Source organism: Ferrimonas pelagia (genome assembly GCF_039543565.1).
Taxonomy (GTDB): Bacteria; Pseudomonadota; Gammaproteobacteria; order Enterobacterales; family Shewanellaceae; genus Ferrimonas; species Ferrimonas pelagia.
The window spans coordinates 242,574-255,887 of record NZ_BAABJZ010000006.1 but is presented as its reverse complement, the minus strand read 5'-3'; the positions used below and the strand labels follow the sequence as shown (position 1 = coordinate 255,887).

At 57.0% G+C, this 13,314-nt stretch carries 14 protein-coding genes; 6 read left to right on the top strand and 8 right to left on the bottom strand.

Annotation, left to right across the window (positions count from 1 at the left end):
• Positions 1–111: 111 nt before the first annotated feature.
• The 8 genes from glmM to ABEA08_RS02970 all read right to left on the bottom strand — a co-directional run bounded on the left by glmM (position 112) and on the right by ABEA08_RS02970 (position 8,496).
• On the bottom strand, positions 112–1,455 hold the full coding sequence (gene glmM / locus ABEA08_RS03005) for a phosphoglucosamine mutase (protein ID WP_345333175.1): 1,344 nt from the start codon (positions 1,453–1,455) through the stop codon (positions 112–114).
• 158 nt (positions 1,456–1,613) lie between these two features.
• On the bottom strand, positions 1,614–2,582 hold the full coding sequence (locus ABEA08_RS03000) for a DHH family phosphoesterase (RefSeq protein ID WP_345333174.1): 969 nt from the start codon (positions 2,580–2,582) through the stop codon (positions 1,614–1,616).
• On the bottom strand, positions 2,579–3,172 hold the full coding sequence (cysC, locus tag ABEA08_RS02995) for an adenylyl-sulfate kinase (protein WP_345333173.1): 594 nt from the start codon (positions 3,170–3,172) through the stop codon (positions 2,579–2,581). Before cysC ends, ABEA08_RS03000 begins: the two co-directional genes overlap by 4 nt.
• Before the next feature lie 109 nt (positions 3,173–3,281).
• Positions 3,282–5,027 (bottom strand): SLC13 family permease, encoded by a 1,746-nt coding sequence (locus ABEA08_RS02990; protein ID WP_345333171.1) that lies wholly within the window; start codon positions 5,025–5,027, stop codon positions 3,282–3,284.
• Positions 5,024–6,481, bottom strand: a complete 1,458-nt coding sequence (gene cysN / locus ABEA08_RS02985; RefSeq protein ID WP_345333169.1) for a sulfate adenylyltransferase subunit CysN — start codon at positions 6,479–6,481, stop codon at positions 5,024–5,026. Before cysN ends, ABEA08_RS02990 begins: the two co-directional genes overlap by 4 nt.
• A gap of 85 nt (positions 6,482–6,566) precedes the next feature.
• The gene (locus ABEA08_RS02980; RefSeq protein WP_345333167.1) at positions 6,567–6,914 is read right to left on the bottom strand and encodes a four helix bundle protein; all 348 of its coding nucleotides are present in this window, start codon (positions 6,912–6,914) and stop codon (positions 6,567–6,569) included.
• Positions 6,915–6,971: 57 nt separating this feature from the next.
• A complete protein-coding gene (cysD, locus tag ABEA08_RS02975) occupies positions 6,972–7,883 on the bottom strand; it encodes a sulfate adenylyltransferase subunit CysD (RefSeq protein ID WP_345333165.1) in 912 nt (303 codons plus the stop codon).
• A gap of 127 nt (positions 7,884–8,010) precedes the next feature.
• Entirely contained in the window at positions 8,011–8,496 is a 486-nt protein-coding gene (locus tag ABEA08_RS02970; RefSeq protein WP_345333163.1) for a GNAT family N-acetyltransferase, read from the bottom strand.
• Positions 8,497–8,675: 179 nt separating this feature from the next.
• Here ABEA08_RS02970 and ABEA08_RS02965 point away from each other — a divergent pair, with 179 nt between their 5' ends.
• Genes ABEA08_RS02965 through ABEA08_RS02940 form a run of 6 tightly spaced genes read left to right on the top strand, consistent with a single transcriptional unit; the run spans position 8,676 to position 13,208 of the window.
• Positions 8,676–8,972: a DUF6916 family protein gene (locus tag ABEA08_RS02965; RefSeq protein WP_345333161.1), complete on the top strand. Its 297-nt coding sequence runs from the start codon at positions 8,676–8,678 to the stop codon at positions 8,970–8,972.
• Positions 8,973–9,018: 46 nt separating this feature from the next.
• Positions 9,019–9,528 carry a phage tail protein gene (locus tag ABEA08_RS02960; protein ID WP_345333159.1) on the top strand — a complete coding sequence of 170 codons (510 nt, stop codon included), beginning with the start codon at positions 9,019–9,021 and terminating at the stop codon, positions 9,526–9,528.
• A gap of 12 nt (positions 9,529–9,540) precedes the next feature.
• Positions 9,541–10,077, top strand: coding sequence for a phage tail protein (locus tag ABEA08_RS02955; protein ID WP_345333157.1), 537 nt, complete (start codon positions 9,541–9,543; stop codon positions 10,075–10,077).
• A gap of 30 nt (positions 10,078–10,107) precedes the next feature.
• Entirely contained in the window at positions 10,108–10,653 is a 546-nt protein-coding gene (locus ABEA08_RS02950) for a phage tail protein (RefSeq protein ID WP_345333155.1), read from the top strand.
• Positions 10,654–10,671: 18 nt separating this feature from the next.
• Positions 10,672–11,946, top strand: coding sequence for a S8 family peptidase (locus tag ABEA08_RS02945; protein ID WP_345333153.1), 1,275 nt, complete (start codon positions 10,672–10,674; stop codon positions 11,944–11,946).
• Between the two features lie 11 nt (positions 11,947–11,957).
• Positions 11,958–13,208, top strand: coding sequence for a TIGR03032 family protein (locus tag ABEA08_RS02940; protein WP_345333151.1), 1,251 nt, complete (start codon positions 11,958–11,960; stop codon positions 13,206–13,208).
• Positions 13,209–13,314: the final 106 nt, after the last annotated feature.

The window sequence follows — 13,314 nt, the reverse complement described above, 5'->3', positions numbered from 1 at the left end:
GTTAAACTAAGGCTCTAAAACGAAAGTCTATCAAGGGCCAGAATGCTTGTCGTTGCTGGATCAAAAAGCCCGCACACGGCGGGCTCTTTACTTACCATTTACGCGTTCGGATCAGCCAAGCTCATCGATGCGCTGCACTTCGTCGGCAATGCGCTGAGCCAGGGCCGGTACATCGAAGCTCGCCTGAGCCTCCACCATCACTCGGATCAACGGCTCGGTGCCGGACTTACGCAGCAGGACACGGCCCTTTTCGCCCATCTCGGCTTCCACCTCAGCGACCACGGCTTTGACCGACTCCGCTTCCAACGGGGCAGTCTTGCCAGAGAAGCGCACGTTCACCAGCACCTGCGGTAGCATGATCAGATCGGCCCGCGCCTCTGATAGGGTTTCACCCATGTGCTGCAGCGCTTTGAGCACCTGCAGTGCCGCGATGATCCCATCACCTGTGGTGTGCTGCTTCAGGCTTAAGATGTGACCAGAGTTCTCGCCGCCCAATGTCCAGTTGTGCTCTTTAAGCAGTTCGACAACGTAGCGATCCCCCACTTTGGAGCGAGCAAACGGGATATCCAGCGCCTTCAGCGCCAATTCCAGACCCAGGTTCGCCATCAGGGTGCCAACAACGCCCCCTTCCATCGCACCGGTCTTTTGCAAGTGACGGGCGATGATGTAAAGGATCCCATCGCCATCGATCACGCTGCCATCGCGATCGACCATCATCACACGGTCGCCATCGCCATCGAACGCGATCCCCATGTCTGCACCGGTTTCCAGCACCTTGGCGACCAGAGCATCCAAGTGGGTGGCGCCACACTCGTTGTTGATGTTCAGGCCATTTGGCGATGCGCCAATCACGGTGATCTCCGCGCCCAATTCACGGAACACGGCCGGGGCGATGTGGTAGGTCGCACCATGGGCACAATCGAGCACGATGTGCATGCCCTTCAGGTTGCTGCCCTTATCGAAGGTGCTCTTACAAAACTCAATGTAACGACCGGCGGCATCATTAATGCGACGCACCTTGCCCAGTTTATCCGAGGCCACGCAGCCCATCGGCTGATCCAGCTGGGCTTCGATGGCCAACTCGTTGTCATCGGTCAACTTGGTGCCGGTGGTGGAGAAAAACTTGATGCCGTTGTCGTGATAGGGATTGTGCGAAGCACTGATCACCACACCCGCATCGGCGCGGAAGGTTTGCGCCAGGTAGGCAATGGCCGGGGTCGGCAGCGGGCCGGTCAGAGCCACATTGACGCCAGCGGCGATAAAACCCGCTTCCATGGCAGACTCGAGCAGGTAGCCGGAGATCCGGGTGTCCTTGCCGATGATGACTTCACTGGTACCGGCTTCGGCCATGATGGTGCCCGCGGCATACCCCAACTTCATGGCAAACTCGGGGGTGATCGGGAACTGACCGACCAGGCCGCGAACCCCATCGGTTCCAAAATATTTTCGACTCATACTCATTCTTTTAATCTAGCGCACACATAGTGCTAAATGCCTCACCGAACATGCCGGGATGCTGTCCATGTCAATGGCCGTCATTTTGCCACTGATGCGTGCCATAACCAAAAAATAATCGGCCACGTCCGCTGGCGGGGTTCAAAATCGAGATCCCGCTAAGAAGATCCCGGATAATGCGTCGCAAGGCGCAGGATAAAATTATCCAGCTGCGCGTGTGGCAAGCGGTTGATCCCCGCCGCCCTAGTTCGGCCCCCCCCGGTTTCAAACTCACGACAGAGCTGATCGGCCCCTTGCGGCGCATTGACCGGCGCCCGCACCGACACCGTCCAGCTCCCCTCCTCACTTTCGGTCAGCAAGGCGATGGCACAATCCGGATTTTGCCTCGCCCGCAGGTTGGCCAGCGTTCCGCTGATGCGAAACGCCCAAGGGGCATTGGGTAAGCGGTACACCAAAGCACCCGCTCCGGCAGTGCTTGCGTTGATCGCTTCCCCATGGGCTAAATCGCCGGCAAACCCGCGCTCAAGCTGATGAACTGGAGATCCCGTATCGTCCCACACGGCAAACGGCGACGCGTAAGTCTGCAGTCTCTGATAGAGCTCGGCCGGTGCAAAGTGCAGATCCGCCACGCTGCGGCCATAACCGTTGTAATTCACCAGCTCGCCCAAGGCCTGCAACTGCTCACGCTGAGAGATCGTCAATCCAGCCGCTGCTGCCAGGTCGTTGGCGATAGCGATCAGGTTATCGCCATAGGTTCCGGCGATGGCCCACAGGTGTTGTGCCCCGCCCAAGTGGCGATCCACTAACAAGCTGGTGCACCATTGCGAGCCCGTGTCGATATGCCCCTCAAAACCAGTCGAGGTCGGCTGAGTGCCAACATAGTGATGATCAAAATAGGTCACGGCAATGCCCGCCGACAGCAGCGCCTCGACCGCCTCCCGATTTTTATCCAGCGACACATCCAGCACAGTGACGCAGTCCCCCGGCTTAGCCTTCACCTGCGCCACCAAGGCAATGTCCCGTTTGACCCCGGAGATCAGCGTGCTGGCCTTTGGCTCCGCCTTACGCAGCTGAATGAGCGCGAAGATCCCATCGGCATCGCCATTGAACACATCGAAGTGGCTCATAACACCTGCCGCTGCTTCAGTAGCGTCACCATGGCTTCGACGCATTCCTCGATGGACTGCGCCTTCGTATCCAGTCGCAGCGCCGGTGCCAGCGGGGGCTCATAATCGGAGTCGATGCCGGTAAAGTGGCGGATCTCCCCCGTCCTGGCTTTCTGATAGAGCCCCTTGGGATCCCGTCGCTCACACTCGGCCAGCGGCGTATCGACGAAGATCTCCAGAAACTGCCCTTGGGGCAACAACTGCTCCACCAAGGCACGATCCGCTCGAAAGGGGGAAATAAAGGCGGTCAGCACCAAGGTGCCGGCATCGGCAAACAGCTTGGCGACCTCACCGATACGGCGAATATTCTCCACCCTATCGGTATCACTAAACCCAAGATCCCGATTGAGGCCGTGGCGAACATTGTCACCATCAAGCAAATAGGTATGCACGCCCATCTGTGCCAGTCGTCGCTCCAAGGCATTGGCCAACGTGGATTTGCCCGAGCCTGACAAGCCGGTAAACCATAAGACACTAGGTTCATGTCCCTTGAGCGCGCGCCGTTGCTGCTCCGAAACACTGTGGCGATGCCACACAACATTTTCCGTCATTCCATCTCTCTTGTTGTCATCAAACCGTCCTGGGCACTAGAGCATGCTCAGCATTCCATTGTTTGTAAGCTCAGCCCCTGACCTAACCGGCTTGCGCTTACGGTCTGGTTCAAAACGGGAATACGATAGGGATCAGCCACAGCGCTAAGCCGCTGTAGAGTATCGATAGAGGCACGCCCAGCCGCATAAAGTCCCGTTTACGGTAGTTGCCCAGGTTCATCACCATCATATGGGTCTGATAGCTAAAGGGACTGATAAAGCTGGCACTGGCGCCATAGGCCACCGCCATAATAAAGGGCATCGATGCGACCCCAAACGCCTCTGCCAACCCCAGTGCCAGCGGCAGCATCAGCGCGGCGGCGGCATTGTTGGTCATCAGTTCGGTTATCAATAGCGAGGCCAAATATACCGCCACAAAGGCCGCCATCACCCCGCCGCCTGCCAGGTTCTGTTGCATCCACAACGCAAAGGTATCGGCCAGCCCGGTCTGGCTAAAGGCCTCCGCCAAGGCTAATGCCCCTGTGATGATCACCCATAGCTCAAACGGAAAGCGTTGCCGTACATCGGTGCTGGTCAGGACATTGCTGCCCAGCAAAGCCGTCAGCAGCAACGCCAGGGTAATGAACAGCGACACGCCAAGCGTCAGATTGGCCAACAGTGCCAGGGCAAATCCGCCCAACACCAGTCCTTCTTGCCAACGCAGCAAAGGGCGCTGCAATACCGTGCCACCGATGTGATAGAAGTGGCGATTCACGCTGCGCCGGGCGACGTAACGCTCACCGGTGGCCAGCACCAGGATGTCGCCGCCTTGCAAGGTAATGCCGCCGAGCTTACCGGACAGACGCTCGCCTCGGCGGCGCATCGCCACCACCGCCGCATCAAAGCGAGAGCGAAACTCGGTGTCCTTGAGCGTCTTGCCCACCAAGTTCGAGGTCGGGCTGAGCAGCACCTCCACCAGATTAGATCCCAATAAACCATTGCTGCCGGCAAACAGACTCAGCCCCTTGAAGCGCTGCAGCTCACTGAGCTGATCCACTTCGCCGCAAAACACCAGCTTATCGTTGGCCTGAATGGTTTGATCCGGCGCCACCGGGGCGATCAAGCAACCGCCGCGAACGATCTCCGCCAGATACAAACCCTGCAAGCTGCGCAAGCCGTTTTGCTGTACCGAACGACCGATCAGCGGACTGCCCGCTTCCACTTCCGCATCGATAAAATAGGGCGGCTCTTCCGTCGCCTCCCCCTCCCGCACCGGCAAGGTGCGCGCCAGCAGCAGCAACAAGCCCAAGCCTGCCACCGCCACGGCGGCGCCCACCGGCAGAAAATCAAACAGCGCCAGCTCGGGCCGGCCCTGCTCGCTTAAGACCGAGTTAACCACTAGGTGAGTCGAGGTGCCGATCAACGTCAGAGTCCCGCCCAAAATGGCGGCATAAGAGAGGGGCAGGAGCAGACGGGAAGGCAGGTGATCCGGCTGACGGCTGACCACGCCAGCCATCGCTGCCACCACCGCGGTATTGTTCAAAAACGCCGAGCTGAGTACCGTGCCGGCGCCCATGCGGGCCAAGGTATGGGTATAACCGGGCCGAAACAGATGCCGGCCGATCATCGCCAGCAATCCGGTCTTCTCCAGCGCCGCCGACACCAGCAGCAACAGCAGCAGGGTGATCACCGCCGGATTGGCCGCCAATTGCGGCAATCGCGCCGCCGGCACCAGCCCGGTCAGGGCCAGCACCAGGGCCAAAGCAGCAAACAGCAACTCCGGGCGCAGTTTGGTGGTCACCAGCGCTAGGATCAACGCCAGCGCCAACCCCACCACGCTCCACTGATCCAGTGTCAGCGCCAGCGATGCGCTCATGCGGGCTGCCCGTCGCTGTCCTTCGATCCAGTCAAGCTATCCAGGCTGATGTCCCGACTGTGCCAATGAGGGAAATGTTTACGTACCAGGGCGTTCAACTCCAGCTCAAACGCGCTGTAGCGCTGCTCGCTGGCTCGCTCAAGCGTCGCGTCCAGCGCCCCTTGCACTATGCCCGCCGCCACCGTCACATTGCTGATCTTATCGATCACGATAAACGCGCCAGTGGTGCGGTTATCCTGATAACGATCAAACAGCAGTGGCTTGGCCACACTCAGCTCCACCATGCCTATCTCGTTGAGCGCCAGCTGCTCGGCACCACTGCGCTCAAAAGTATTGACATCGACCCGTTCGGTCACCCGATCGATCCAACCATTGACCGACTGGGTCGCCAACTTGATGCCATACTCGCGGCCCGGCTGCATCGGCTCGTCCGCCATCCATACTAAGGTGGCCGACAGGCGAGCGCTTTGGCTGGGTTGCTGCTCGGGGCTGACCAACATCTCGCCCCGACTCAGATCGATCTCATCATTGAGAGTCACCGTCACCGCATCCCCCGCCTGGGCGTGGGCCTGCTCACCATCAAAGGTGACGATGGACTTCACCGTGCTGGTTTTACCCGAAGGCAGTGCCATCACGCTTTGGCCCGGCTGTAATTGGCCGGACGCTAGGGTGCCGGCAAAGCCACGGAAGTTCAGATCCGGTCGACTGACGTGCTGCACCGGCAAGCGCAGCCCCAGTGTGCTGCTGTCCTCGATGATCGCAACACTCTCCAGCAGTGACATCAGGGCCTGACCGTCATACCAAGGGGTGTTGCTGCTCAGGTTAACCACATTGTCCCCTTCCAGCGCAGACAGGGGCACAAAGTGCAGATTGGCCAATCCCAACTGCGCGGCCAGTTCGGCGTACTCGGCGCGGATCTCGTCAAACCGGGCCTCGGAAAAGTCCACCAGATCCATCTTGTTGATCGCCACCACCACCTGCTTAATGCCCAGCAGCGAGACCAAATAACTGTGCCGGCGAGTTTGCACCTGCACCCCATGACGGGCATCGATCAGAATGATGGCCAGATCGGCGGTTGACGCGCCGGTAGCCATGTTGCGGGTGTACTGCTCGTGTCCCGGCGTATCGGCAATAATAAATTTACGTTTGTCGGTGGAAAAATAGCGGTAGGCCACATCAATGGTGATCCCCTGCTCCCGCTCCGACTGGAGTCCATCCACCAACAGGGCCAGATCCACCCGCTCACCGGTAGTGCCCACTTTCTTGCTGTCGGATTCGATCGCCGCCAGCTGATCTTCAAAAATCATCTTGGAGTCGTGCAGCAGCCGACCGATCAGAGTGCTCTTGCCGTCATCCACGCTGCCGCAGGTGATGAATCGCAGCAGCTCCTTGTCTTCATGTTGTTGCAGATACGCCAGGATATCCTGCTCGATCAGTGTGTTTTCCGCGTTCATCGTTTTGTCCTTTCAGCAAGCTAACAGCATTTAGCCATTAGCTTTCAGCCATGCATTTCGCCCACCCAATTCAGGTGAGATATCCTTAAAGTTTCTGCTCAATCCACTTCATTAATCCGGTGAGCATAGCGCCGAGCTCCCGCGTTTCCGCCACACAAAAGTTTGAAAAATCAGTCTCTAAATACTGAATTTCTGCGCCAATGATGGCCTGTGTTCTCAGCTCTGCCAGAGAGGCCCTGGCAATATCCAAAAAGCGAAGTTTGTCTTTATCGCTTCGTCTCGCCATGCCTTCAGCAATATTGCTGGGCACTGACAGCCCAGAGCGTGTTAACTGACTGCGTAAAGCCAAATCGCGAAGTCGATCGGTTCGTTTATACAACTCACACGATAAATGGAAGGCGCGTTGCCAAACTTCCAGCTTCTCAAAGTCCATCTCGTCCGCCCCTTGCTCTTAGCTATCGTCTAATGGCTGCCAGCTTTTCACTGTTCCTCAGAAATACCCTTCGACCTTCTTCTTCTCCATCGAGCCGGTGGAGTCGCGATCGATCACCCGCCCCTGGCGCTCAGACGTTTTGGTCAACAGCATCTCCTGAATGATCTCCGGCAAGGTGGTCGCTTGCGACTCCACCGCGCCAGTCAGCGGGTAGCAGCCCAAGGTTCGAAACCGCACCATCTTGTGCTCCACCGTTTCGCCGGGCTCGATCGGCATCCGCTCGTCATCCACCATGATCAAAGTGCCGTCACGCGCCACCACAGGCCGCTCTTTGGCCAGGTAGAGATCCGGGATCTCAATGTTCTCTAGGTAGATGTACTGCCAGATATCCAGCTCGGTCCAATTGGACAGCGGGAAGACACGGATGCTCTCGCCGGGATTAACCCGACCGTTGTAGACATTCCACAGTTCCGGGCGCTGATTCTTGGGATCCCAGCGGTGGTTCTTGTCCCGGAAGGAGTAAACCCGCTCCTTGGCTCGGGATTTCTCTTCGTCCCGACGGGCACCACCGAAGGCCGCGTCAAACTTGTGCTGATCCAGCGCCTGCTTAAGTCCCTCGGTTTTCATAATGTCTGTGTGAGTCGTACTGCCGTGAGTGAAAGGCCCGATCCCCATCTCCAGACCACGGGGATTCTTGTGCACCAGAAGCTCAAAGCCATACTGCTTGGCCACGCGATCGCGGAAGCTGATCATCTCCTTGAACTTCCAATTCGTGTCCACGTGCAAAAGGGGAAAGGGGATCTTGCCGGGATAAAAGGCCTTGCGCGCCAGGTGCAGTAGCACCGACGAATCTTTGCCGATGGAATAAAGCATCACCGGGTTATCAAATTCCGCTGCCACTTCGCGGATGATGTGAATGCTCTCCGCCTCCAACCGCTTCAAGTGGGTGCGGCGCTCGCTCTGTTGCATCCCTGTACCTCATCTATTTCACGACTAACGGCCACTCCGCTGCCGACCTGAGTGCATTATTACTTATAAAAACTCCGGTATTTATTCCCAGTTGGAATAACAAAGAGCCATACAGCCAGAAAGTCCGTCAGGGAGACCACTGCATCAGGTAATACACTTCGTTTGTCACACCGATCACTTCGAAACCCAGTCGCTGATACAGCGCCAACGCCGGATTGTATTTCTCCACATGGATCGTCACCGGCAAATGGCGGGCCCGCCCTTCACTTAACACCTGATTGAGCAGTTGTCCGCCGATCCCCTTGCCCCGATAGGGCTCCAATAAAGCAATATCAACTATCCGGATCTGATCGCGCCAATAATCAACAAACAAGCGACCGGCGGGCACAGCGCCTATCTCCACCAGATAGAAATGATCGGTACAGTAATGGGTAAAATAATGATGCTGCTGCGCCTGAAACTGCTGTTCAAGAAAGTGTAAACGGTCTGCCGGCGTTACTTGAGCCTGTTCAAACTCCTCCTCCCGCAACGAATAGTAGAGCCGTTGCAAAAACGGCCTATCGCTCACTTGCACCGGCCGAAGGCGCACCGGAACGGGCATTTTCGTCGTCATAGACTGCGTCCTCCCTGGACTCTTTGATGGCAACGCCAGCCACCTCATTCACCCACTCAAGCTAATGGAGACACGATCAAATGCAACCGTTGGCACCAAATTCAGCAAAATAGATTGGCGCCCACCAATGAACAGCATTACCTTAATGATATGTCCGACGCTGGAGAAGGAACTCCGCTATGCACGTCTATGATTACGAACATTTCTCTAGACTCCGAAATACTCAGCTCACCCTTAGCGACAGCCAAGAGAATCAGATCGATGTCACGGTCATAGATGTTCTTGAAAACAAAGTAAACGAAGCGTATGACGCCTTTTCTGTCACCTTGCAAACTCAGCAGCCTCTCACCTGCCCACAGGGTATCTACCAGCTGAGTGGTCCTACGTTCGGTGACAAAGAGTTCTTTCTCGTCCCCATTGCCCCCAACCAATTGCACTTAGTCATCAGTCATGCCCGCATCACTGAGGCGGTATAAAACGGCTCAAAGACTGGCACCTACCGGACCAAAGAGGAGAATCAAAATGGCAGAACCCTTCCAAAGTGAAATAAAAATGTTCGGATTTAATTTTGCTCCAAGAGGCTGGGCACAATGCGATGGCCAGATCTTGCCGATTAGCCAGAACCCGGCGCTCTACAGCCTTATCGGCACGCAATTTGGTGGAGACGGACGTACCTCTTTTGCTCTGCCGGATATGCGCAGCCGGGTGCCCTTGGGCCAAGGGGATCTGGCTGGTCAGCAGTTTGTAGCTGGCGTCCACCATGGGGTAGAAGCCGTCACCCTGACCCAGGCTGAGCTGGCTGGTCATAGCCACTCACTCAATGCCTCTGCATCGACTGGCACCCAGAAGATCTATGAAAATTCGGTGTTTGGCTCCGGCAGCCAGGTCTACAGCACGAAAACTCCCAATGTGGCTCTCAACCCGACACAAGCCACCTCGGTTGGTGGTGGCGCATCACACAACAACATGCAACCGACGCAAGTAGTGAATTATTGTATCGCCCTAACCGGGCTGTTTCCTTCCAGAAACTAAGAGGACCGCATCATGGCTGACCCCTATCTCGGCGAGATCCGCATGTTTGCGGGAACCTTTGCGCCCCTTCACTGGGCTTTTTGCAATGGCCAGCTCATCGCCATCAGCGAAAATCAGGCACTGTTTTCCTTACTGGGCACGACGTACGGTGGCGATGGCCGCTCCTCCTTTGGCCTGCCGGATATGCGCGGCCGACTGCCTATGCATCAGGGTCAGGGCCCAGGCCTAAGCAACCGCATAATCGGACAACGCTTCGGTACTGAAACCGTCACCCTGACACCGGCAGAGATCCCCCCCCATCAGCACACCATGGCAGCTTCCAGTGAGATAGCAAACAGCAGTTCACCGCAAAACGCCGTCCTGGCCCACCAGGTGGACGATACTCTGTACACCCCCAATGGAACTGCCATCGACGGCTCCAAGTTGATGAGCATGGCCGACAGTGCCGTCTCCCCGACCGGTGACAACCGAGGGCACAACAATCTGATGCCGTCCCAATGCCTGAGTTTCATCATCGCCATGCATGGCGTTTATCCATCACGGAACTGAGCCCTCGTCCCATAATTCAAGGAGAGAACCATGGCTGATCCCTTTATTGCTGAAGTTAAGATGATGGCGAATACCTTCGCCCCCCGTGGCTGGGCGCTGTGTGATGGCAGCATACTGCCGATCGGTGAAAACACCGCCCTATTTTCCTTGATCGGCACCACGTATGGCGGCAATGGCCGCAGCACCATGGGCCTACCCGACCTTCAGGGGCGCACCCCCATGCACTGGGGCATGGGCCCAGGCCTGAGCCATCGGGCCCTGGGGGAATTTGACGGCGAGCCCAGCGTCACTTTGATGCCTTCCCACCTGCCCAGTCACATCCATCAGGTGAAAGGACTCAACGCCAACGGCAGCCAGGCCGCGCCGTCACAAGGCTGCTACCTGTCACGAGATCAGCGGGGCACGCCAGGTGAAAACATCAAGCTGACAGTTCCAGCGACGGCCGGGCAAAGTGTTGCAATGAGCGCTTCTGCCCTTACCATCGCCGGAGACAGCCAATCCCATGAAAATCATCAACCATCACTGGTTCTGCCATTTTATATAGCCCTGCTAGGCATATATCCTTCACGGAACTGACCCTAAAGAATGTGGACAGTGAACAATACTATAAGGAATACCAGCCCCCTAGCGGATCACTGCCGCCGGGGCCTGTTGGCATTGCTGATATTTAGCCACTCAAGCGCACTGTTCGCGAACTCTGCGGAGCCCTTTCGCAACCTCAAACAGCAATGGCCTGTACAGGTCGAAACCCTATGGCACACGGACCCGCAAACCATTCGCTTGTCTACGGGGAGCTTACAGGTTCAATTCAATGGCTCGGTATTACTCAAAGCGCCAGCTCAAGCCACTCCTGAGCAAGTTATCAAGTGGTGTCAATGTCTACCAGCAGAGCCTATTCAGCAACTCTACCTTGGGCACTCTTTCAGCTATTTCCGATTGACACTGCTGCAGGACGAAGGGACACAAGCCCTCCAGCGACTGCAACAGCAAAAAGCTATTACCTTGCTACAGCCCGACTTGCTGCAACTGTCCTGGCAGCCAAATTCGGCTGCCGAAAGACCGATTGGCACCTCAGCAGAGCCCCCTTCAGTCAATACCCAGATCATTCAGCCGAGTGAGCCAGTAGAGAGCAACTTGGCAGAAGGGATCACGATCGCAGTGATCGACGATGGTTTTCGCCTCAACCACGCCGAACTCAGTGAGTTAAGGGTGGCCTTCAGCTTTGATGTCACTCAGGGTAATTGGGATCCCAGCCCCAAGCATCGGCGGGAACGCCACGGCAATCTGGTGTTAGGGCTGCTCGGCGCCAAACACGACAGTCAGGCACCCGAGGGCCTAGCTCCTGACGCCGACTATGTCTTGATCCGCCAGCCTGATAGCTGGACCTCCAATACCCTGATCAGCCTGCAACTGGCTAAGCTAGCTGGAGCGGACATCATCAACAACAGCTGGCACACCCACCACCTGCTCGAACCCATCGCCGATGTCGTCGCCGATCTGCGCCAACACGGCCGCAGTGGCAAAGGGATCCCCGTGGTGTTTGCCGCGGGCAATCAGGCTCAACTGCTCCAGCCCAACGAGCATGAAGCCAGCCTCACCACAGCACTGGTGATCGGTGCCAGCGCCTCTGACGGATCGCCGATGGACTACAGCAATCAAGGGCCCAGTATCGATGCCTGGTTTAACGACGACCAAAGCCAATCGCTAGGCCGAGGCAAGCGTACCCGCCGTTTTAGCGGCACCTCGGCCGCCGCCGCCAAGGCCAGCGGCTGGCTGGCACAACAGCTCAGCGCCGATCCAACATTAACCGTCGAAGAACTCGAACAGCGGCTTAAGCAATCTCAAGCCTCAGTCCAATCAATAAGGTGACAAGAACAACAATGCAAACGCCCACAGCAGCAGAAACGAACGCGAAAGAAGAACTTAAGCAGCTCTACCAGGAGATGGATTACGGCTGCGAATACTCCGACAACCTACCGGGCCTGCTGAGTGCCCTCAATATTTCGCTGGCCTTCACCTCCTATCAGGCCGGTAGGCTGATGCTGGTACGTACCGATGGCGACAGCATTGACGTCAACTTTACCGCCTTTCCCCGCCCCATGGGTCTGGCTTGTCAGGGCGACAGCTTGACTCTGGGCACCTTCACTCAAGTGATCCAATTCAGCCGGGAAGATCACCTGCTCCCCCAACTAAAACAACCTTTACCGGGGATCGATCAGGACATTACCGCACCAAAACTGCACCGTCCGACTAAAGCGGACACACCGACCGCACCTGAACAGCCCGCACTCACAGAAGAGCAGCTGGCACATCGTAAAGAGCAACAGGCCTTTATTCGCCAGCAGTTTGCGCCTTTAGAGCCTCACACCGATGCCTGTTTTATTACCCGCAGCAGCCACCACACCGGGATGATCAATATCCACGATATCGCCTGGGGCAGTTCAGGACTATGGGCGGTCAATTCGAGTTTTTCCTGCCTATGCACACTGGACAGTAATTACAGCTTTGTACCGCGCTGGCAGCCGCACTTTATCTCCGAGTTGACCCCGGAGGACCGTTGCCACCTAAATGGCATGACCCTGCGCGACGGTCAGCCCCGCTACGTCACTACCTTCTCCACTTCGGACCAGCCGGGCAAATGGCGCGACAGTGACAAATCCACCGGCACCTTGATGGACGTGCAGAGCAACGAGTTTCTGCTTCAGGGCTTGATGATGCCCCACTCTCCGCGCTGGCACGACGGCAACCTCTACGTCTGCGAATCTGGCCACGGCCTGTTCTGCCGCTACAACTTCGACACCGGAGAAAAACAGGTGGTGGCAGAGCTGCCCGGCTTTACCCGGGGCGTCGACTTTATCGGTCCCATCGCCATCGTCGGCCTTTCCAAGGTTCGCCAGTCCGACGTCAGCCGCCCTGCCCCGTTAGCCCAGAAATACCCAGAGACCCACTCCGGCCTCTGGTTTATCGATCTTCGCAGCGCCGAGGTTATCGGAACGCTGAGTTTTACCGGCAATGTGGATCAGATCTACGACGTTGCCGTACTGCCCGATTGCACCTTCCCGGCGCTGATTGAGCCGCACCACCCTAGGATGCGCAACCACTTTACCTTCTCCGAATTACAACCTTTGTGAGGCCCTGAGCATGAAACACGCCAAGGATGGTAAACCGCAAGTCATAGCTAAACCCGAAGTGAAACCGCAGGATGCGACCACTTTCCCGGTTAAGAGCTCAGGCAAG